General features: G+C 37.4%; 15 protein-coding genes and 2 pseudogenes. 12 read left to right on the plus strand and 5 right to left on the minus strand.

Annotated features, from left to right (window positions below):
• Together HO345_RS05400 and HO345_RS05405 are read right to left on the minus strand one after the other, a co-directional pair.
• Complete coding sequence (locus HO345_RS05400) at positions 1 to 639, minus strand: tetratricopeptide repeat protein (RefSeq protein WP_253684391.1); 639 nt, start codon at positions 637 to 639, stop codon at positions 1 to 3.
• 23 nt (positions 640 to 662) lie between these two features.
• A pseudogene (locus tag HO345_RS05405) lies at positions 663 to 1,541 on the minus strand (uracil phosphoribosyltransferase); the annotation flags it as partial.
• 894 nt (positions 1,542 to 2,435) lie between these two features.
• Here HO345_RS05405 and HO345_RS05410 point away from each other — a divergent pair.
• A pseudogene (locus HO345_RS05410) lies at positions 2,436 to 2,812 on the plus strand (nuclease/transposase family protein).
• A 150-nt stretch (positions 2,813 to 2,962) separates the two neighbouring features.
• On the opposite strand, the gene HO345_RS05415 reads toward HO345_RS05410, so the two are convergent.
• From HO345_RS05415 to HO345_RS05425, 3 genes are all read right to left on the minus strand, one after another.
• Positions 2,963 to 3,616, minus strand: a complete 654-nt coding sequence (locus HO345_RS05415; RefSeq protein ID WP_253684394.1) for a uracil-DNA glycosylase family protein — start codon at positions 3,614 to 3,616, stop codon at positions 2,963 to 2,965.
• 160 nt (positions 3,617 to 3,776) lie between these two features.
• The gene (locus HO345_RS05420; protein WP_010697385.1) at positions 3,777 to 4,598 is read right to left on the minus strand and encodes a glycoside hydrolase family 191 protein; all 822 of its coding nucleotides are present in this window, start codon (positions 4,596 to 4,598) and stop codon (positions 3,777 to 3,779) included.
• Between the two features lie 36 nt (positions 4,599 to 4,634).
• A complete protein-coding gene (locus HO345_RS05425; protein ID WP_253684395.1) occupies positions 4,635 to 5,354 on the minus strand; it encodes a class I SAM-dependent methyltransferase in 720 nt (239 codons plus the stop codon).
• Between the two features lie 164 nt (positions 5,355 to 5,518).
• Here HO345_RS05425 and HO345_RS05430 point away from each other — a divergent pair, with 164 nt between their 5' ends.
• The 11 genes from HO345_RS05430 (at position 5,519) to HO345_RS05480 (ending at position 20,077) form a co-directional block, all read left to right on the plus strand.
• Entirely contained in the window at positions 5,519 to 6,172 is a 654-nt protein-coding gene (locus HO345_RS05430; RefSeq protein WP_253684396.1) for a TetR/AcrR family transcriptional regulator, read from the plus strand.
• A 137-nt stretch (positions 6,173 to 6,309) separates the two neighbouring features.
• On the plus strand, positions 6,310 to 9,147 hold the full coding sequence (locus tag HO345_RS05435) for a DEAD/DEAH box helicase (RefSeq protein WP_002689261.1): 2,838 nt from the start codon (positions 6,310 to 6,312) through the stop codon (positions 9,145 to 9,147).
• Between the two features lie 499 nt (positions 9,148 to 9,646).
• Positions 9,647 to 10,978, plus strand: coding sequence for an MATE family efflux transporter (locus HO345_RS05440; RefSeq protein ID WP_253684397.1), 1,332 nt, complete (start codon positions 9,647 to 9,649; stop codon positions 10,976 to 10,978).
• 90 nt (positions 10,979 to 11,068) lie between these two features.
• Positions 11,069 to 11,593, plus strand: a complete 525-nt coding sequence (locus tag HO345_RS05445; protein ID WP_253684398.1) for an NUDIX domain-containing protein — start codon at positions 11,069 to 11,071, stop codon at positions 11,591 to 11,593.
• A gap of 148 nt (positions 11,594 to 11,741) precedes the next feature.
• Positions 11,742 to 12,380 (plus strand): TetR/AcrR family transcriptional regulator, encoded by a 639-nt coding sequence (locus HO345_RS05450; protein WP_253684399.1) that lies wholly within the window; start codon positions 11,742 to 11,744, stop codon positions 12,378 to 12,380.
• Between the two features lie 109 nt (positions 12,381 to 12,489).
• Complete coding sequence (locus HO345_RS05455) at positions 12,490 to 13,068, plus strand: MptD family putative ECF transporter S component (protein WP_253684400.1); 579 nt, start codon at positions 12,490 to 12,492, stop codon at positions 13,066 to 13,068.
• The gene (locus HO345_RS05460) at positions 13,068 to 13,754 is read left to right on the plus strand and encodes an energy-coupling factor transporter transmembrane component T family protein (RefSeq protein WP_253684401.1); all 687 of its coding nucleotides are present in this window, start codon (positions 13,068 to 13,070) and stop codon (positions 13,752 to 13,754) included. The genes HO345_RS05455 and HO345_RS05460 overlap by 1 nt, the downstream gene beginning before the upstream one ends.
• Positions 13,745 to 15,190 carry an ABC transporter ATP-binding protein gene (locus HO345_RS05465; RefSeq protein ID WP_253684402.1) on the plus strand — a complete coding sequence of 482 codons (1,446 nt, stop codon included), beginning with the start codon at positions 13,745 to 13,747 and terminating at the stop codon, positions 15,188 to 15,190. Before HO345_RS05460 ends, HO345_RS05465 begins: the two co-directional genes overlap by 10 nt.
• 56 nt (positions 15,191 to 15,246) lie before the next feature.
• Positions 15,247 to 16,338, plus strand: coding sequence for a cobalt-precorrin-5B (C(1))-methyltransferase CbiD (gene cbiD / locus HO345_RS05470; RefSeq protein WP_253684403.1), 1,092 nt, complete (start codon positions 15,247 to 15,249; stop codon positions 16,336 to 16,338).
• Positions 16,339 to 16,463: 125 nt separating this feature from the next.
• A complete protein-coding gene (locus HO345_RS05475) occupies positions 16,464 to 18,293 on the plus strand; it encodes an NAD(P)-binding protein (RefSeq protein ID WP_253684404.1) in 1,830 nt (609 codons plus the stop codon).
• Entirely contained in the window at positions 18,287 to 20,077 is a 1,791-nt protein-coding gene (locus tag HO345_RS05480; protein ID WP_253684405.1) for a [FeFe] hydrogenase, group A, read from the plus strand. Before HO345_RS05475 ends, HO345_RS05480 begins: the two co-directional genes overlap by 7 nt.
• Positions 20,078 to 20,080: the final 3 nt, after the last annotated feature.

Genomic DNA, 20,080 nt, shown 5'->3' on the forward strand with positions numbered 1-20,080 from the left:
TTACTTTTTTTCTTTAGACTTTTTATCATCTTGCATTGAATCTTTTTTTTCTGTTGTTTTATCTTCTTTTTTTAGTTCAGGCGGATTTAAAAGTTTTTCTATTTCTTTTTCAAGTTCATTAATAGTTTTTTTATCATCTTCTTGTGTAAATTTTTCCTTGGATTCGTTAATAAGTTCTTTTGCCCTTTCGTATTTTTTTACTATAATTAGGATTCTAACATAGTTAAAAAAATATTCGGGAGTTTCTTTATTTTCCAAATAAATCTTTTCATAAATTAAAAAGGCTTTTTCTTCTTTTCCCGATGAGGCTAGAGCATAGGCGTAGGCTGTAGACAGTTTTATGTTTTCGGGAGCTTGTTTATAGAGGGGTTCAATATATTTTAGACAATTATCCCATTCATTTTGAAGGGCATAAACTTGTGCCAAATTATATTGAGCTGCATTTTTATATTTTTCAGACTTTTCGGCTTTAAGGTAATAATCAGCAGCCTTAGAATAGTTTTTTATTTCTGCATAGCCTTGAGCAATTGAAAAATACTCTCCTGCAAGGTCTTCTTCAACAGCCCCTTTTGCAAAAGCTTTTGTAAAACAAAGAAAAAACAAGAATCCCAAAAAAACTATAAAAATATTTTTTCTCACCTTTTTTCTCCCATAAAAAAGTTTTAATTTCCTAAAACGGTTTTTTCTATCTGCCGCAGCTGAGAGCGGTAGAGCCCCGCAATATTTGAGCCGTAGTCTGCAAGGAGCTGAATAATGTTTCGGGGTGTTTCATCGGTATCGGTTCCGTTTATCCTGTCTCCTGCATCGCCGAGGCCCGGCATGATATAGGCTGAAGCATTTAGGGCAGGGTCCATCCAAAGGGTGTAAAGTGTGCAGTTATCCAAAGCACGCACAATTCGCAGGGCTCCCTTCAAGGCAGAAATTACATGAAAACAGCTTATCGATTTCGGCTTTACGCCCAGTTTTTTTAGGTGTTTTACAACGGTTACGAGGCTTCCTCCGGTCGCATTCATAGGGTCGGCAAAGATAAGGTCCTTTCCGTCCAAATCTTTTAGGTTAAAATAAGACTTATCCAAATCAAGGATGTACTGCATATCGTCTTCCTTGCGGGAATCATCTCTTTTAATCTTAAAGAGGGCAAAGGGTGTTACATAGCCATGTGAAGAATACTCTTCAATTTCTTTTGAAAGAATCATAGAGGGGAGGAGGGCTCCTCTCAACATAACACACATAACGGTATTTTCAATTTTATGGTCAATGTCGGTTATCTTGTGAACCGCATAGTTTTGAACAGGAACCTTTACCGGAGTTTTTACTACAAGATAGTTTTTCTTGTCTTTTTGGTGTCCTTTATAAGCAAGTTTAAAAAGCATTTCAAAAGAACGCTGGGTATAGTATAAGAATTCGCTGTGCTCGGTTTTTATGGAGCGTAGTTTTGCAATAACCCTTGAAGCTTCGGCATGATTTTCATGTTCGGTATCAAAAGAGAAAACTTTAAGTTGAGGTATTTCTTTGCATATATTTTGCATAAGATGCCCCATCTCGGTATAAAGCCTTATAATCTCATCCTTGGCCTTTTTCTTTTTTTCGCCGTTTTCCTTTTCTAAAACGGTAAAATTTTCAATAGCTTCCTGATAAAGAGTATTCATTTCGTTAAGATGCTTCAGATCGTCCTCAGTTAAATACCCATCAAGAGCTTCCGCCCCCATAATTACCTTACCCATATCTACTCCCAGAAAAACTTTTTGCAGGAAGACTCAGCTTCCGAAAAAAGTTTTTTCACGCAGTTTGTTTACAAACTGCATACAATAATGCGATGTTTGCCGAAAGGCAAACTCGACAGATAAACAGTGAGGCTGAATTTCTGCCGAACTGTTTATCACATCTCCTTAGTTAAAATCAGGGAAGTATAAAAGAAAATCGGTAAAAATTCAAGGGGTGTTTTTTAAACCGCAAAGATACAAAGAGCGCGAAGAATTTTAAAATGGTGTTTTAATGATACATTCTTAAATTTACCCTTTGCATCCCTTGCGGTTTCTTATTCTTAATAAATTCAATCATTTTTTTATAAATTACTATTTTTTTCAAATAATTTCTATAAATATAATGAGGAGGGGAAAATGTGAAAAAAATTAGGAGAAAGCAAATGATTAAGAAATTTGAAGATTTAACATTGCAAGACTATTGATTAAAAATGTACCTCCTTGTACATTTTTAATCTAAGAGTTTTGCCTGTGCAAAACTCTCGAAGCAGGAACCACCGCCATCCATGGCGGACTTTTAATATCTTATCCTATAATTATCTTTGCATAGACAACCTTTAAATTTCGCTCAGAACCTTTGTTTTTTAACTCAACCAAAGAATTGGCCAGAAACTTTATAACAATGCGGGATTCCAAAGGGCTGCAAGACCTTTGGCAGCGCGAGGAAAAGGGATGGGGTCAAAGGGGAAGGGAAAAACCACCGCTCTGAACGGGGGTTGTCACTTCCCCTTTTAGAGGTTATAATAAATTCAGAGGCATTTAATAACACTGAAGACAAAGAATTAAAAGGATTTTTAGAATACCTTAAAACAGGTAATGCAAAAAATGAATTTACAAGGGAGATAGAAACTATGATACAAGCAGTAAAAAATAATGAACAGGCAAGGCAAGAATACAGGTTAATGTCTACTTTTGAAATGGATATTACGGATAAAACAGAGTATAGAGTTAAGAAGGAAACAGCTAAAATCTTAAAACAATTAGGTGATTCAATTCAGAAAATTATGCATGTTACCGGACTTCCTGAATCTGAGATTAAAAATATGTAAAAATTCAAGTAGTTCGCTGAAAATCGGACGTCCGTGTCCGATTTTTAGCTTAGAGTTTGCGGCAAGCGCAAACTCTTGAATTTGGGAACCACCGGCATCCGTGCCGGCTCGGGAATGTACATCCGTGTCCGATTTTTCAGCATGGTAAGATTACTTATTATTTTTTAATATATATTTATATAGTGCTTTTTTTATATCTATTGATACATTTTTTCTTGCAGGGCTGTGCAATTGAACAACACGGATTGGCCTTCCTTTAAAAGTATAATAATAGATATTTATTTTTTTACCTTGCTCTTCATAAGTTTCTATTTTCTTGTTTTTATCTTGTTTTAAAATGGCATCGTCAGTTTTTACATAATATTTTTTAAAAAATCTTTTGTACATGTCTTTGGAAGTAAGTACAATTGTATCAATGTCCTTATATTTATCAAGAAGGGAGTTAAGATCGTTAGTTTCAATAACTTTAAGATTTTTGTCTGAGTTATTATCTTCTTTTCGTTTTGCTTTTTTGATAATGTCTGTTATGCCTATATTGTGTTTTTCCAAGAGTCCTTTTTTTTCTTTTATTGTCTTTAATGAATTTTCTTTACAGCATAAAGCATATTCTATTAATTCCCAAAATTCGTTACGCTTATTGCCGTAATACCAATCTTCTTTGTCATTCTCTTTATTAGGATCCGTAAAATCTTTCCCCGGAAAGGTACCCAATATTAGTGTCTTTGTGTTTTTAGAAACGAAGGGCTCAAACGGGTGTATATGTTCTGTGCTGCTATTTGAAGCAGAATTGTTTTTGTTGTTCATAAAATTTTCATTAAAATATAATTTTTCCGCTTTTTGCGATTGCCCCTATAAATTGCGGAAAGTTTTATAAGGGCAGTTTGATTATTGGCTAATCATATAAAGACAATACTCTAAAAACTGCAAGATGTCAAGACTGCTATAAAAATGACAAAGTGCAAACTTAAAAAAGTTTATCGAGCTGCAATGAATGGGATATGTCGTAGATAAATCCGTTGCTTTGACAATAAGCCTTTATATCTTTTTCAATTTTTTTGCTTGGGCCGTATTCCAGTAAATAGACGGTAAATCCATAGGTTTTACATTGATCCAAATAGGCAAGAAAATACTCTCTATCTTCTATGGGTTTTACTCCAAAGGTGTTATCCTTAAAATTGATTTCGGTAAATACGCTTTCCTGATTGATTCCGTTTACGATTCCTTTAAGAGCATTTTCCTTCATTGCCTGACTTATAAAAGTATCTCCGCCGTTTATTATAATAGGTTTATTTTCTTTATGTATTTCATGTAAAAGGGTCATAAGTCCCCGATATATTTCGGGTATTTGATAATGATAATATACATCAGCATTATCAATAAAAAAACCGTCTATGCCTTTTTGAGATAAGAGCCGTGCTTTATCCTTAATTCTTTTTTGCCATCTTTTGTCCGCAACATTTATCCATTTTTCTTCATCCCAATTTTCATAGTCGCCTAAAGCTATATCTTTAAATGCTTCATAATCATCGCGGAATGTTTCGATAGAGCCGATGTTTAAATAAGAAAATATATTAATATTTCCGTTTTTGTGAAGCTGTGCTATCTCCTCTTTAGAAAAAAATTCCGCATCAATTACCAGTGTTTTTATTCCTTTAAGATTTACCGCTTTGTCTGGGGCCATACCTATCAGTACTTTGTACTGTTTGTTGTTTTCTGCCGCCATGCCTTTTATTACAATAACCGAAAAAAAAATAAAGACCATGTAAAGATATTTTATGTTTTTCATAAACTGCTCCTTATCAAAATGAGAATATTATATCTCTTATTTATTTGCTGTGTATACTACGGCATAATCTTCTGCACGGCTTTCCGTAAAGCTGTAATCAGAATAGGCTGAAACGGATTTGAATCCTGCCTGCTTAAATAAGGCTAAAAGCATTTGCCTCTTAAGTGGATGTAATACCGTAAAATCCGAACCGACGGTACTGCGCTGCTTATCGGTAAATTCTATAGTAAATCTGATATCCCCGTCAGGTAAAAAATCATAGTGCCGCTTAAAAATAAAATCTTTTGTTTCTTTATCTTTAAAATCCATTTTTTTCTCGGTAAGGATGCGGTCATAATTGAGTACTTCAACAATAAAGATGCCGTGCTCCTCTAATGACCGATACACGGAACCGAAAAAACGGCGGAGAGCCTCTTCATCATGCAAATGCGGAAGCGTATTACCGAAACACAGTACGCCCTTACATTTACCGAACTGCATAATATCGGCGATATCTGCATGATAGAACATAAGCTCACCTGTTTTGCGGATACACGAAGCTTTCTTTTCTGCAATTCCAATCATCTTTTCATTTAAGTCGAGTCCGCATATATCATATCCCTTTTGATATAAACCCATTGCAAGTTCACCGGTTGCACAGCCTGCATCGCACAATCTGCCCGGCAACGGACAAATGTGTTGTATAAATTCAAGTTTTTCCGTTTCAAGCGGAAAAAGTTCGCTGTAATGTTCTGCAATTAAATCATATACATTCATAGTTGTTCCTTATAAAGTAATCAGCATTGGTAATAGTTTTTTTGTAAAATATCTAGGCTTTAGTATATGGTTAAGTGCTATGATTATCAAGTGGTAAAAATTTTTCCTATTGACAAAGTTTTTTCTTTAAATATACTGGTAACATAGTTATCAAGGCGGAAAATATGAATACCGGAACTTACGCACAAACACACGAAACGATTCTCAAAAACGGTAAAGAACTTTTTTTAAAAGAAGGCTTTGAGCGTGCCAATTTGCGTGAAATATGCAGGCTTTCAGGCGTTACCACAGGCGGATTTTACCGGCACTTTAAGGATAAGGCCGACCTTTTTTCCGCATTGGTGGAACCTGCAATTCAGGGATTGCAAGCACAGTATTCCGCCTCCGAAAAACTATGTTTTACCGTGCTTGAAAACAGCGGTATCGATAAAATATGGAAAGTCTCGGCAGAAGCTCTTGAAGATTTTGTCTCTTATATTTTTGATCATCTTGAAGCCTTTAAGCTGATTCTCTGCTGCGCCTCAGGTACAAAATATGCCGAATTTACCGATTGGATGGTAGAGCGGGAAATTAAGGATATGTATAAAACCTGCGAACTGCTTGGAAAAAAAGGCATTACCGTCCGCCGCCTTCCGCCGAAAGAACTCCACATGCTGACCCATGCATATTTTTCCTGCATATTTGAAACCGTACTGCATAATTTCAAAAAAAAAGACGCTTTGAACTCAATGAAAACCCTCGCCGATTTTTTTTCCGCCGGCTGGAGGAAGGTTTTTGGGCTGGAGGATGAAGAGAAAAAGGGGGAAGCGGAATTTTAATTTACTCTTTTACCTGTTTTTAGACTGTGACGATTGTTTATTAAGTCGGTTTGCTAAAACTAGAATTTTTTGTGATATAATAAAAATGATCTAAGGAGGGAGTTCTTATTAGCTATTTTAGTGATTTATATGATGAAGTGAGATTTCCAATTACAAACGCAGATAAACCCGGGCTTCGAAATGCTCAAATAGGGGCAATATATGCTGTTGCTTCTTATGCAACACTAAATTCAAAAGATGCAGCAGTTATTGTTATGCCAACAGGATCAGGTAAAACAACTGTTGTTATGATGGCACCATACCTTTTGAAAAAAAATAAAGTTTTGATTGTGACTCCTAGTGCTATGGTAAGGAATCAAATTGCAAATGACTATGCATATTTAAGAACATTAAAATATGTGGGTGTGTTTTCAAAACAGACTAATGCTCCAATCATATATGAAGCTAAGCACCTATATAGTACAGACTATAATGAGAATATTTTAAGAGCAGATGTAGTAATAGCTACTCATCAGGTTGCCTTATCAATTTCTGAATCACAAATTAGACAAAATTTTGATTATATTATTATTGATGAAGCACATCACGTTCCTGCACCGACATGGCAACGAATAATAAAAAATATGATAGACATACCATCTTTACTTGTTACTGCAACTCCATTTAGATTAGATAAAAAAGAAATAAAAGGAAAGACTGTTTATAACTATCCATTATCTAGAGCATATAAAGACGGAATTTTTGGGGAGATCATGTTTAATCCCATAGAAGAAGGTCCTGAAAAGGACAAACGCATTGCTTTAGAGGCAGAAAGAATCCTGTTTAATGATAGAGAAAGTGGATATGATCATTTTTTGATGATTAGAACTGATACAAAAGATAAAGCAAAGAAATTAGAAGAATTATACAAAGATGTTACAAAACTAAAATTGGAACGAATTGATAGCACTATGTCGACAAAAACTGTTGAAAAAACTATTAAGTTACTCAAAGAAAAAAAACTTGATGGTATTATTTGTGTAGATATGTTGGGTGAGGGCTTTGATTTTCCTAATTTAAAAATTGCTGCAATACATGAACCGCATAAATCGCTTGCTAGTACTCTTCAATTTATTGGGCGCTTTGCAAGAACTAATGCTGAAAAAATAGGTACTGCAAAGTTTATTGCTATGAATGATGATAATCTAAAAATTGAAAATAATAAATTATATTCTAGTGATGCTGCATGGCAGGATATGATAATTAGTATGTCAGAAGAAAAAATAGAGGGAGACTTAGAAGTTAACGAAATTCTAAGCCAGTTCACCAAGCCTGAAAATAAAGATGAGTTGATATCATTAAACAATATCAGACCAAATTGTCATGCAAAAGTTTATAAAGTTTCGAATTTTAACATATACGGGGATTTCCCAGAAGAGTTAAAAGTTGGAGAAAATATATATAGAAGTAAAGAAATGAATTCCATTTTAGGAATTTCACAGATAAGTAGTACACCATTATGGTTAGATGGAGATAGTGTATTAAATAATGAGTTCGGGTTATATATTGTTCATTACCAACCAAACACAAAGCTAATGTTTATATATTCACAAAATAAGACAGAAGCAGTATATGAATTAATAGCAGAATCTTTTGCAGAACATTATGATAAAATTCCACGCGATGAGATGAATAGAGTGCTGGCAGAGTTTTCTGATTACGAGTTTTTTAACACTGGAATGCAGAATAGATATTCAGAAAGCGGAGAATCATATAGGATTTATGCAGGTTCAAATACTGCTTCATCAATTGATGAGACAACAGGGAAAATGCTGTCTGCGGGACATGCATTTTGTAAGGTTAAAAAAGATGGTTCAACATCTACTATTGGTTATAGTAGTGGATCAAAATTTTGGAGCAGCTCATACTTAAATATTCCTGAATATATTAAATGGTGTGATTTATTTGGAGAAAAAATTTCTAATAATAAATTAAAAGTAAAAACAAATACAAACTATGATAAATTGCCAATACCTGTTAGGATTTTAGAATATGAAACAGATATACTATTTTGCTTTTTAGATAGAAAGGCCTTTATATCTCCTTGTACTATAGTGTATAGAGAAAATTTAGATGCGAAAGCATTAATTACAGATATTACGCTTAAAGTTATAGAGGTAAATAAAAATAAGATTAAATTTGGAGTTCAGTTATTTGATGTAACTGAAGTTTTAACTTGTGATGTAACGGGAAAATATAATTCAGAAAAAGAAGAATTTATTTGCAAAAATGGAAAAGAAGAATATTCATTGGCTGAATATTTTTCTAATAATCCCCTTTCGTTCAAGACGACTGATGATACAGTTTATTATGGGCAAGAAGTATTAAAAGGTAATTTAGAATTGGAAAAATACGATCAAAACCGTATTTGCTCATTTAACTGGGATGATATGAATGTGGATACAAGCTTAGAGTGCGGAATTGGAATTAATGGAATGATTTCCATTCAAGATGGACTTAGAAACTACTTAAAACAAGAATTAAAATTTTCACATATTATATTTGACCATGGAACTGGTGAGATTGCGGACTTTATTACATTTGAAGAAAATGGTGATTTTATATATGTTGAAATGTATCATTGTAAAGCAATGAAAGGCAAAACATTCAATTCATCGGTCGATGATGTATATGAAGTAACTCAACAGGCTATAAAAAGTTCTATTTGGGTTTCATCTAAGGCGATGCTTCTTAAGAAAATTAATGATAGAGTATTGGGTGCTAAAAATGATAAATTTTTAAGAGGAGAATTTAGAACCTTAAAAGAAATACTGCAAAGCTCAAAACTTTTACAAGTAAAAGTTTATGTTGTACAGCCTGCGATTAGCAAATCAGTTGAAATTCCAAATAAAATTGGTACTATACTTTCGGCTGGAGCATCGTTTATTAAAAATACAGGCAAGATTCAAGAACTGTTGATAATTGGAAGTGAATAAATAGATGATAAGTTTCTTATAAAAAATTGTTTAAAAAACTGATCGATTTAAATATGATAAATATAACAATAGATGTTTTGCTTAGGATTCGCAATGATATGATTGTTATATTTATAAGAGATTCAATTAAATCATCTACTAAAATTCTATTGGATAAACCTACCAAAGAACCTAAAAGTTAACCATCGATTTTTGAGATAAATATAAAGGATACGGTTTTCAATATTGATGAAACGATTAAATGTATGATTAGACAGACAAGGTAAAAGAAGATTATCATATTCTCTATATCGATAAGCCTCTTCCCATTAATTTTAGCAAAAAAAAATACTTCTTTTATATAAAATCCACATCATCCCCTTGACTTTTTTCATATTTTAGATAACAATGTTAGCATACAGTGTTGTCAATTCTTAATTAAGAATTAGGAATTAGAACGATTAAAAACAATTCCTAATTAAGCATTACGAATTACAAATTAAATTATAGGAGAATTACAATGAACCAAGATATGAAAACACAGTTATTAACAAAAAGTCCGAGGGAGCTGCTTTTTAAGCTGGCAATTCCCGGGATAATCGGAATGGTGGTTATCGGGTTGTATCCGTTTATGGACGGTGTATTTGCAGGAAGAATTATCGGCGATTATGCAATGTCCGCAATCAGCATCTCTATGTCGCTGACGCTGATAAACGGAGCAGTGTCGGCCTTGCTCGGTGTCGGAAGTGCTTCAATCCTGTCACGGGCAATCGGCAAGGGTGATACGGAAACGGTAGATAAAATCTTCGGCAATGTTTGTTATTGGGTGCTGCTTTTCTCGGTAGTGATTACGGCGGCAGGTGTGCTTTCAGCTCCGTACTTTTTGGAAATGGTGGGAGCAAAAGGAGCAATTAAAGATTTAGGCGCGCGGTATTTGCGGATTGTATTTTTAGGTTCGGTATTTGTAAACTTTGCTCAAGCCGGAAATATGACCATGAGAGGCGAGGGTGCTCTAAAACAATCCATGTTCATTATGGGAGCGGGGGCATTACTCAATATCGTGCTGGATCCGATTTTTATGTTCTTGATGGGAGAGTACGCAATTGAGGGAGCGGCGATTGCTACGGTACTGTCGCAAATGGTGCAGGCGGTTTTAACCCTGCGGTATTTTGCGAAAAAAAGTCCCTTTGTCAAAATACACAAAATTAAAAAGTATAAAGAAATTTACCGTGAAATGTTCGGCATCGGAAGCTCGGCTATGCTCATGCAGCTTTTGTTTGCAGTGCAGCAAACGGTTTTGTTCAAACAGGCGTTTACCTTCGGCGGCGATAACTGGGGGATTTTAATGTCCGCTACAATGCGGCTATACATGTTTTCGTTTATTCCGCTGTGGGGTATGAGTCAGGGCTTACAGCCGGTTATCGGTGCAAACTACGGAGCCAAGCAATACGAAAGAGTGCGGGAAACGATGAAGCTTTTTATGTACGGGGCAACGCTTCTTGCGGCTCTCTCGTGGGTTCCGGCAATGCTTTTTTCCGAAAACCTTTTATCAATCTTCAATGTACGCCCGGAAATAATTGCAGCAGGCCTTATCAATTTCAAACTGTTTTATTCTACATTTATTTTATACGGAATTATGATTATGACGCTTACCTTTTTCCAATCTATCGGAGACGCCAAAAAAGCCGGAATGATTGTCCTATTGCGTCAGCTCATCCTCTTTGTTCCCGCCATGCTGATTTTGCCGCTCTTGTTCGGAAGCCTCACCGTATGGTGGGCGGAACCTGCCGTTGATTTTACAATGATACTCATCGGCTTTATCATGCAGCAGAGGGTGTTGAGGAGGTTGTGAGAAAAATGTTCCAAAGCTTTTATATTTTTTCCTAATAAATTTAGTTTAAATAGTTGAAAAAGCCGGAATAATAAGTATAATCAAAATCTTATGAATAATATACTTGAAATTGAATTACAAGATACCGAGTGGGAATTCACTTATATTGATCATGATAGAGAAATTGTAAGAGCTATTGTAATTGATGATTATGAAAATTATTATTTTGTTAAAGTTCATAGAGATGATGATTTTGGTAAAGTAACACTGATTGAGACAGCAGGCGGCGGAGTTGAACCGCACGAAGATTTAGAAAATGCAATTAGGAGAGAACTTAAAGAAGAATTAGGTGTAGAAGTTGATATTCTTTATAAAATAGGAATTGTCAGTGATTACTATAATTTAATTCACAGGCATAATCTAAATAATTATTATCTTTGCAGAGTAAAGTCCTTCGGTGATAAGAATATGACACAAACAGAAGTTGAAGATTTTCATTTATCTACTTTAAAATTAACTTATGAAGAAGCTATAGATAAATATACTAAATACTCAAACAGCCGATTAGGAAAACTCATTGCGAATAGAGAGTTGCCGATACTTATGAGAGCCAAAGAATTGATAAGTGATTTCTAAAAAAACTGAATACCCAACTTATAATTAAAGAAGTTCTCTCATACCCACAACCAACCTCACTCGTTTAAAAAAATATCTAGAATCCCTTATTGACAAAAAACTAAAAACCCTTATAATATAACTAAGCTATATTTGACAGGTGCTTTTAATGGGAAACGGAGATTTTGACCTTACGCATAAGAAAATTCTGGAATGCGGGAAAAAGATTTTCAAAGAGAAGGGCTTTGAAAAAGCCAATCTGCGGGAAATCTGTGCGCAGGCAGGTGTTACGACCGGAGCCTTTTATGGTCATTTTAAAGACAAAGAAGCTCTTTTTTCCGAATTGGTACAGCCGGTCATTACCGATATAGAGTACCATTATAGCTTGCTCAAACAACAAAGTTTTACAATGTATAAAAAAGAAACGGTAATTACAAAACAAACAATCGAATCCATTCTTGATTTAAAACTAAAGGGAGCCGTCGGTATGGTGTCCTATTTTTTTGATAACAAAGATATTTTCGAGCTCTTGGCGTTTTGTTCATACGGAACAAAACATGAGCATTTTTTAGATGAAATAATAGAAAAAGAAGATGAAAACCACCTGAAAATCTTGGAGATGATTCACGGGAAAAAGAAGACTGCCCAAGTAATCACCAAAAAAGGCATTCACTTACTGAACCATGCGTACCTGTATGCGCTATCCGAAGTTGCCGTTCATTGCGAAACAAAAGAAGAAGCCGAACACAATGCCTATTTAATTGCGGACTTCTTTAATGAAGGCTGGAAAAAAATGCGCACAGGTTAATTGCAATTATGAATTAAAACTCATTTATAATTATTAATGAAGAAAGTGAATCTATTTTTTTTAGATTCAAATATAACAATGTTATAATTGAAAATATTGGAGGTTTTTTATGAAGTTAAAAGACATTGTACGGATAGCTGTGTTGACGGTTATCGGGTTTGCAATCGGAATGGCAATTTCGATGCTGACGGGAACACTGGGAGCCATAGCCTTATACGCTTCTGCAGGATTTGCCGCTTTTGCAGTCGGCCCTGTTTTTGTGATAACGGCTAAAAAAGTAAAACACCGCTGGACGGCATTTTTATTTTGGCTTATCTACGGATTGTTATATACCCTTATGGGCTATTGGATAATGATACCGATTTGTTTGGTTTCGGCAGTGCTTGCCGAGCTCATCATCGGCGATTATTCAAGCAATGTAAAAGTTTCAATCGCTTTTTCGGCTGCAATGTTTGTTGTTGCAATGCACCCGATTATATTTGTCAAAGTATTAGGTGCGGAAGGAATTACGAAGTTCGCTCCGTCTATTTCAAGTGAACAGGCTCAGTGGATGATTCAGTTTTATACGGGAAAAGCCATCGCAATAGCGGTAGCGTGCAACATCGTCTTGGAATCTTTGGCAGGCTTATTCGGTACCTATATCAACAAAAAGTTCTTTGAAAAGAGCAGTAAAAAGGGCGTATTATAATGAAGCCGGCAAGAAACACTCAAGGATGGTCAATGAATCCGATAACGCTTTTTATACTCATACTGCTCACATCATTCTTGGTGTTTCTTGTCAATCAAACCATGTATTATGTGCTGCTCGGTATGAGCTTTCTCTTTTTGATTTTATTTTCATACTCGGAAGGTATAAAAAGGGCTGTAGTCTATATCGGCCTATTTTTGCTGATAAAGCTCTTGGCATATGTCGATTTAGGAATGACAACTGGAGCATTGATAGGATTGATAGCCTTATTTTTAAGGCTCTATCCTATCTTTAACATCGGAAGGATATTGATTTTAACCAGTCCCTTAAAAATTATGAGCGCATTGCGTGCGGTAAAAGCGCCGCAATCTCTTTCGATAGGACTGGTTACCGCCTTACGCTTTTTGGACGAAATGACGGCACGGTTAAACGAAATAAAAAACGGTATGAAGATGCGGGGTTTGCGTTTGAGCCTGTTACATCCTATCCGTTCGTTTGAACTCTATCTTATTCCCCTTATTTATAAATGTCTTCATGTAAGTGAAACGCTGACCTCTTCGATAATCGCAAAGGGGATTGAGTACGAAGGAAAAAAGACGAGTTATAGACCGGTGCACTTCGGCTGGTATGATACGGTGGGTTTATTAGCAGCTGTTTTTTTACTATGGATATCCGTATGGGCATAGTAGAAGCAAGAATAAAAAACTTCACCTATGAAAATGATGAAAGTCCCACGCTCCATGCCATTGATTTGAGCATTGAAGAAGGCGAGCTCGTTGTGCTTACGGGTTTTTCCGGCTGCGGGAAGACTACCTTAACGCGGATATTAAACGGCTTAATTCCCTATCATTACGGCGGAATACTTGACGGTGAGGTGCGCATTTTAGGGAAGAACATCTTGGATTATAAAAAGGGCGAATTGGCAAAGTACATCGGCAATGTGTTTCAAAATCCGAGTGATCAGTTTTTTGCTACCATTGCAGAGGAAGAGGTTGCCTTTGCCGGAGAAAATCTCGGTATGGATTTTCAAACCCTGTGCGAAAAAACCGATGCTGCTTTTCAAACGATGCAGATAGAATCGCTTAAAGGTGCAAAACTTTCAGAGCTTTCCGGCGGGCAAAAACAAAAGGTCGCCATCGCTTCCACACTCATCTATGACACAAAGCTGCTGTTTTTCGATGAGCCTTCTTCCAATCTCGACTATGAAGGTATTGTGCAATTTCAAGCGATGATACGGGATTTAAAGGCGATGGGAAAAACGATTATCATTGCCGAGCACCGTTTATTTTTCTTAAATGAATTGTACGATAAGCTCATCTACATGAAGGACGGCACTATCGAAAAAATCTTTTTGAAAGGTGAATTGACAACAGAGGATTGCAGGCGATACGGACTGAGGGCAATACGGTATGACAGTCTTGTCTGCGAAAACCCTTCGGTGCCGAAACAAGCGGTTACGCATATCGAGGACTTGAGCATTTCTATCGGCAGGCGGGAACTTATCAAAAATCTTTCATTTGATGTACACGCAGGAGAGATTACCGCCGTTATCGGAAAAAACGGTATAGGAAAGACTACGCTCGGTAAGGCCTTAGGCGGGCTTGTGTCTTGCAAGGGGCAGATCGGTTACGGGAAGCGGCGGCGGCAGCGCTTAAAGACAGTGTATTATATGATGCAGGATGTTGACTATCAGATTTTTTTCGATACGGTAGAAAACGAGCTTATCCCTTCTTCAAAGCTGAAAGATACAGCCCACTTACAACAAGCGGCTGAGTACCTGCACATAATTGACCTTTGGGAAAAGAGGCTTGACCATCCGCAGGAACTTTCAGGCGGACAAAAGCAGCGGCTCGCTCTTGCAACGGCTTTTTTAAGCGGCCGGCGCATCATCATCTTAGATGAGCCAACCAGCGGTCTCGACTACAAACGCATGGACGAAATCGCAAAGCTCATCTTACACTGCGCTCAAGAAGTCCCCGTGCTCATCATCACCCACGACTTGGAGCTCTTATTCAAAGTCTGCAACACCGCCATCCTGCTTGGTGAAAACGCATACAAGAAAATTCCGGTAAACGGAAATGAAGGTGAAATTATTGGGTTTATGGGGAAACTTTCAATATAACTCAATATTCGACTCTTCTCTAAACCCATTTTTAATGCTATAATCTTATCTATAAAATGAAACTGGATTTATATATCGACAAAGACGGACAAAAGCTAAGATGCGGATATACGACGGGGAGCTGTGCGGCGGCGGCGGCTAAGGCGGCAGCTTTGATTTTGGGCGGTGAAACTATGACCTCGGTTAAAATCGATACGCCTGCAGGACTTGTCCTTGACCTTCCGGTAGAGCATTGCCGCTTTTATAAAAACAAAGACGGAATAGCTATTGGAGAGGCCGCCGTTCAAAAAGATGCGGGGGATGACCCGGACAGCACTGACGGCATCTACATCCATGCCAAGGTCTCTTATAGAAATGATGGTAAGGTTCTAATTGACGGTGGAGAGGGTATAGGAAGAATTACCAAAAAAGGTCTTTTCGGAGAAGTAGGGGAGGCTGCCATTAATCCCGTACCCCGTCAAATGATAGAAAAAGAAGTTTTAAAGGTTTCAAAAAGGGGCTTCAATGTAGAAATTTTCAGTCCTCAAGGAGCCGAAATCGGAAAAAAAACCTTTAATAAAAATATCGGTGTTGAAGGCGGCATCTCTATTATAGGCACAAAGGGCATAGTCTATCCTATGAGCGAAGATGCCATCAAAAAAACCATCTATCTTGAAATAGACGGAATATTACAAAATTCGAAAAAAAAAGAAATACTCTTGGTGCCGGGAAACTACGGGGAAGGCCTTAAAGAAAAACTAAACACTATAATAGACCTTCCCACCGTAAAAATTTCAAACTATATAGGGGATAGTTTAAGTTATGCCTATTCTAAAGGCTTTAAAACCATGACCTTACTCGGACACATAGGTAAATTCGCTAAACTTTCCATAGGTATTTTTAATACCCATAACCGCACCGCCGACACGCGCATGGAAGCCTTTGTCTACTACCTTGCCATGCATGGGGCAGACAAAAAAACAGTCGAAACCGTAAATGCTTTTTTAACGGCTGAAGAAGCCTTCAACTATCTTGTTGAAAACAAGATGGAAATGATTCTCAAAGCCATGGAAAGAGGCGCCGAAGAAAGAATCAAAAAATACCTCAAGGATGAAAGCCTTTCGATAAAGGTCTTAATCTATTCGATGAAATACGGCCTTGTAGAATGAACAATTTATAGAAAAAATTCTAAAGTTATCAAATTAAAACTTGCTATTTTGATAAACATAGTGTACAATTAAAGGTGTAAGTGGATTTAACTTAGGTTAATATATATGACATAAGGAGTATGCAAATGAGTCGACTTGAGATATTTTCACAAAACCGATCTCAAATTATAATTGAAGAACTGTATGAGAATCTTCAACATCGAATTGAAGCAAGTCCTCCCGGACTTTGTCCCGTTTACATAACACGTGCCTTTATCGAAATGTGTCATGCCCAAACTTGCGGAAAATGTGTGCCGTGCCGTATCGGCCTTTTACAGTTAAAGCATATTTTAACTGATGTTCTAAACGGAAATGCTGAAATGGAAACCATCAAACTTATTGAAGAAACTGCAAAGTCGATAAGAGAGACAGCAGACTGTGCACTGGGGTATGAAGCTGCCGATATGGTTTATAAAAGCATAATCTATTGCCGTGATGACTTTGAAGAGCATATAAAACACGGAAGATGCGGCTGCATTACAACTCAGCCCGTACCCTGTGTAGCCCTCTGTCCTGCAAATGTGGATATTCCGGGCTATATTGCCCTTGTCAGGGATGAAAGATATGCCGATGCCGTCCGTCTTATCAGAAAGGACAATCCTTTTCCTTCTACCTGTGCCTTTATCTGTGAACATCCTTGCGAGCATAGGTGCCGGCGAAACATGGTAGACAGTGCCATAAATATCCGCGGACTAAAAAGAGTTGCCGTTGAATTTTCCGGTAAGGTACCTCCTCCTCCATGCGCTCCTTCTACAGGAAAGACTATAGCCATAGTCGGAGGAGGGCCGGCAGGGCTCACCGCGGCTTATTATTTACAGCTCATGGGGCATCAGACAACCGTATATGAAATGCTGCCCAAATTAGGAGGAATGCTCCGTTACGGTATACCTAATTACCGTCTTCCTAAGGACAGATTGGACGAAGATATAGATGCAATTCTCGAAACCGGAGTTAAGATTGTTTACGGTAAAAAAATAGGAACCGACATAGAACTCAATGAGCTTATAAAAGATAATGATGCGGCTATTATAGCAATTGGAGCCTCAACCGACAAAAAACTAGGCCTTGAAGGAGAAGATGCCGAAGGCGTTATTTCTGCCGTTCAATTCCTTAGAGATGTAGGAATGGATAAAGGCATGGATTTAACAGGTAAAAAAACTGCAATAATAGGAGGCGGAAATGTTGCCATGGATGCAGTGCGGACGGCTGTCCGCCTAAAATCGGAAAAAGTTACCTGTCTTTACCGAAGGCGTGTAGCCGATATGACGGCTCTTCCTGCCGAAATAGAAGGAGCCTTAGCCGAAGGGGTAGAAATGATGACCCTAAAAGCTCCTTCAAAACTCGAAGTAAAGAATGGAAAACTCACAGGCGTTTGGGTTACTCCCCAGATGATTTCCAAAATAAAAGACGGCCGAGCCTCCGTTGTATCTACAGGGGAACCTGATATTTTTATTCCATGTGAAGTGCTTGTCGTTGCAATAGGACAGGATATCGAAACTCAGCATTATGAAGAGTCAGGTATACCGATTGATAGGGGCAAGCTTTTTACGATGCCCAGCGCAAGTTTTAAAGGAATTCCGGGCTTATTTTCAGGAGGGGATTGTGCTTCAGGACCTTCTACAGTTATAAAGGCTATTGCCGCCGGAAAGGTTATGGCTGCAAATATAGACGAATATTTAGGTTACAGCCACACTATAAGCTGTGATATAGAAATCCCCATTCCCAATATAGATGACCGCCTTGCCTGCGGAAGGGTTGAGCTTGGAGAAAGAGAAGCCTCAGAAAGGATTAAGGATTTTGAAGGTGTAGAGTTCTGTATGAGTAAAAAAGAGGCTTGTCAGGAATCGAACCGTTGTCTTAAATGCGATCACTTCGGCTTTGGAATATTTAAGGGGGGGCGAGAACGATTATGGTAAACTTAACAATAGATAATATAAAAATAAATGTTGATAAAGATATGACAATTATGGAAGCTGCGGCACAGGCAGGTATTCCTATACCTAGACTTTGTTTTTTAAAGGGAATTAATGAAATTGCTGCCTGCCGGGTATGTGTTGTTGAACTGGAAGGAAAGGAAAAACTTATAACCGCTTGTAACAACACTGTTGAAGAAGGGATGGTTGTGTATACCAATAGCCCGAAAGTAAGGCTTGACAGAAGAAGAACCGTTCAGATGATTTTGTCTCAGCATGATTGTAAATGTGCAACCTGTGTAAGAAGCGGAAACTGTTCCTTACAAACTCTTGCAAATGATCTTAATATTCAAGATGTATTATATGAAGAACAGCTTGAATATCAGTCATGGGATAAGAATTTTCCTCTTATACGGGATTCAAAAAAATGTATTAAATGTATGCGATGTATTCAGGTTTGCGATAAAGTTCAAAGCCTGAATATTTGGGAATTGGAAGGAACGGGTGCCAGAACTACAATAAATGTTTCAGGCTCTAGGACTATAGCCGATTCAGATTGCTCACTATGCGGTCAGTGTATTACCCATTGTCCTGTGGGTGCCTTGAGGGAAAGAGATGACACGGAAAAATTCTGGCGGGCAGTTGCCGATCCTGATAAGGTTGTTGTTGTGCAAGTGGCTCCGGCAATCCGTACAGCTTGGGGAGAACACTTAGGGCTTGATTTAAAAGATGCTTCCGTAAACAAAATATTCGATGCCCTAAAACGAATGGGTGCCGACTATGTCTTTGATACAAGTTTTTCGGCCGACTTAACCATAATGGAAGAAGCCTACGAATTCCTTGAGCGTTTTTCTAAAGGAGAGCTAAAAGATAAACCGATGTTTACCTCCTGTTGTCCGGGGTGGGTTCGTTTTATAAAAAGCCAATATCCTCATTTGGTTTCTCATTTATCTTCCGCTAAGTCTCCCATGCAAATGTTCGGTGCGGTTATGAAGTCGTATTTTGCTGAATCAATCGGTAAAAAACCTGAGGATATTTTTTCCGTTGCAATTATGCCCTGTGTTGCAAAAAAAGGCGAGATTAACATGGAGCTTTTCTACGGCGAGTATGCAGGACATGATATGGACTGTGTTTTGACTACGCGGGAATTTGTAAGGATGATTAAGTCTGCTCATATTCTTCCTGGAACCCTTAAAGAAACGGAACCTGATAAGCTGTTCCATGATGCTTCAGGTGCGGGAATTATTTTCGGAGCTACAGGCGGTGTTATGGAAGCGGCCTTGCGTACGGCCTATTATGCCATAATGGGAGAAAATTGTCCGCCGGATGCTTTTAAAGTTGTAAGGCATTCTTCGCAAGAAGAGACGGGAATTATTGAAGCTTCTTTTACACTAAAAGAGAATAATTTGAGTGTTGCCGTGGCTAGCGGACTTGCCAATACAAGGCGGCTTATAGATTCTATAGAAGCCGGAGAAAAGCATTATGATTTTGTAGAAATTATGGCTTGTCCCGGCGGCTGTGTAGGAGGCGGAGGTCAGCCCATACATGACGGCTTTGAATTGGCCTTTGAACGAGGCCAAAATCTTTATTTTATCGACAGTAATTTAAAATTAAGGTATTCGCATGAAAATGAGGACATAAAGAATTTATATAATAACTTCTTTGAAAAGCCGAACAGTCATAAAGCTCACAGTCTTTTGCATACGGACCATTTTATATGGGAAATGCCGAGAAGTCCAAAGCGGGATCGAAAGGGCTATGTTATAAACGAGAGATTTCAATCGTAATTA

Origin of the sequence: Treponema denticola, assembly GCF_024181645.1 — a bacterium.
Lineage (GTDB): Bacteria > Spirochaetota > Spirochaetia > Treponematales > Treponemataceae > Treponema_B > Treponema_B denticola_A.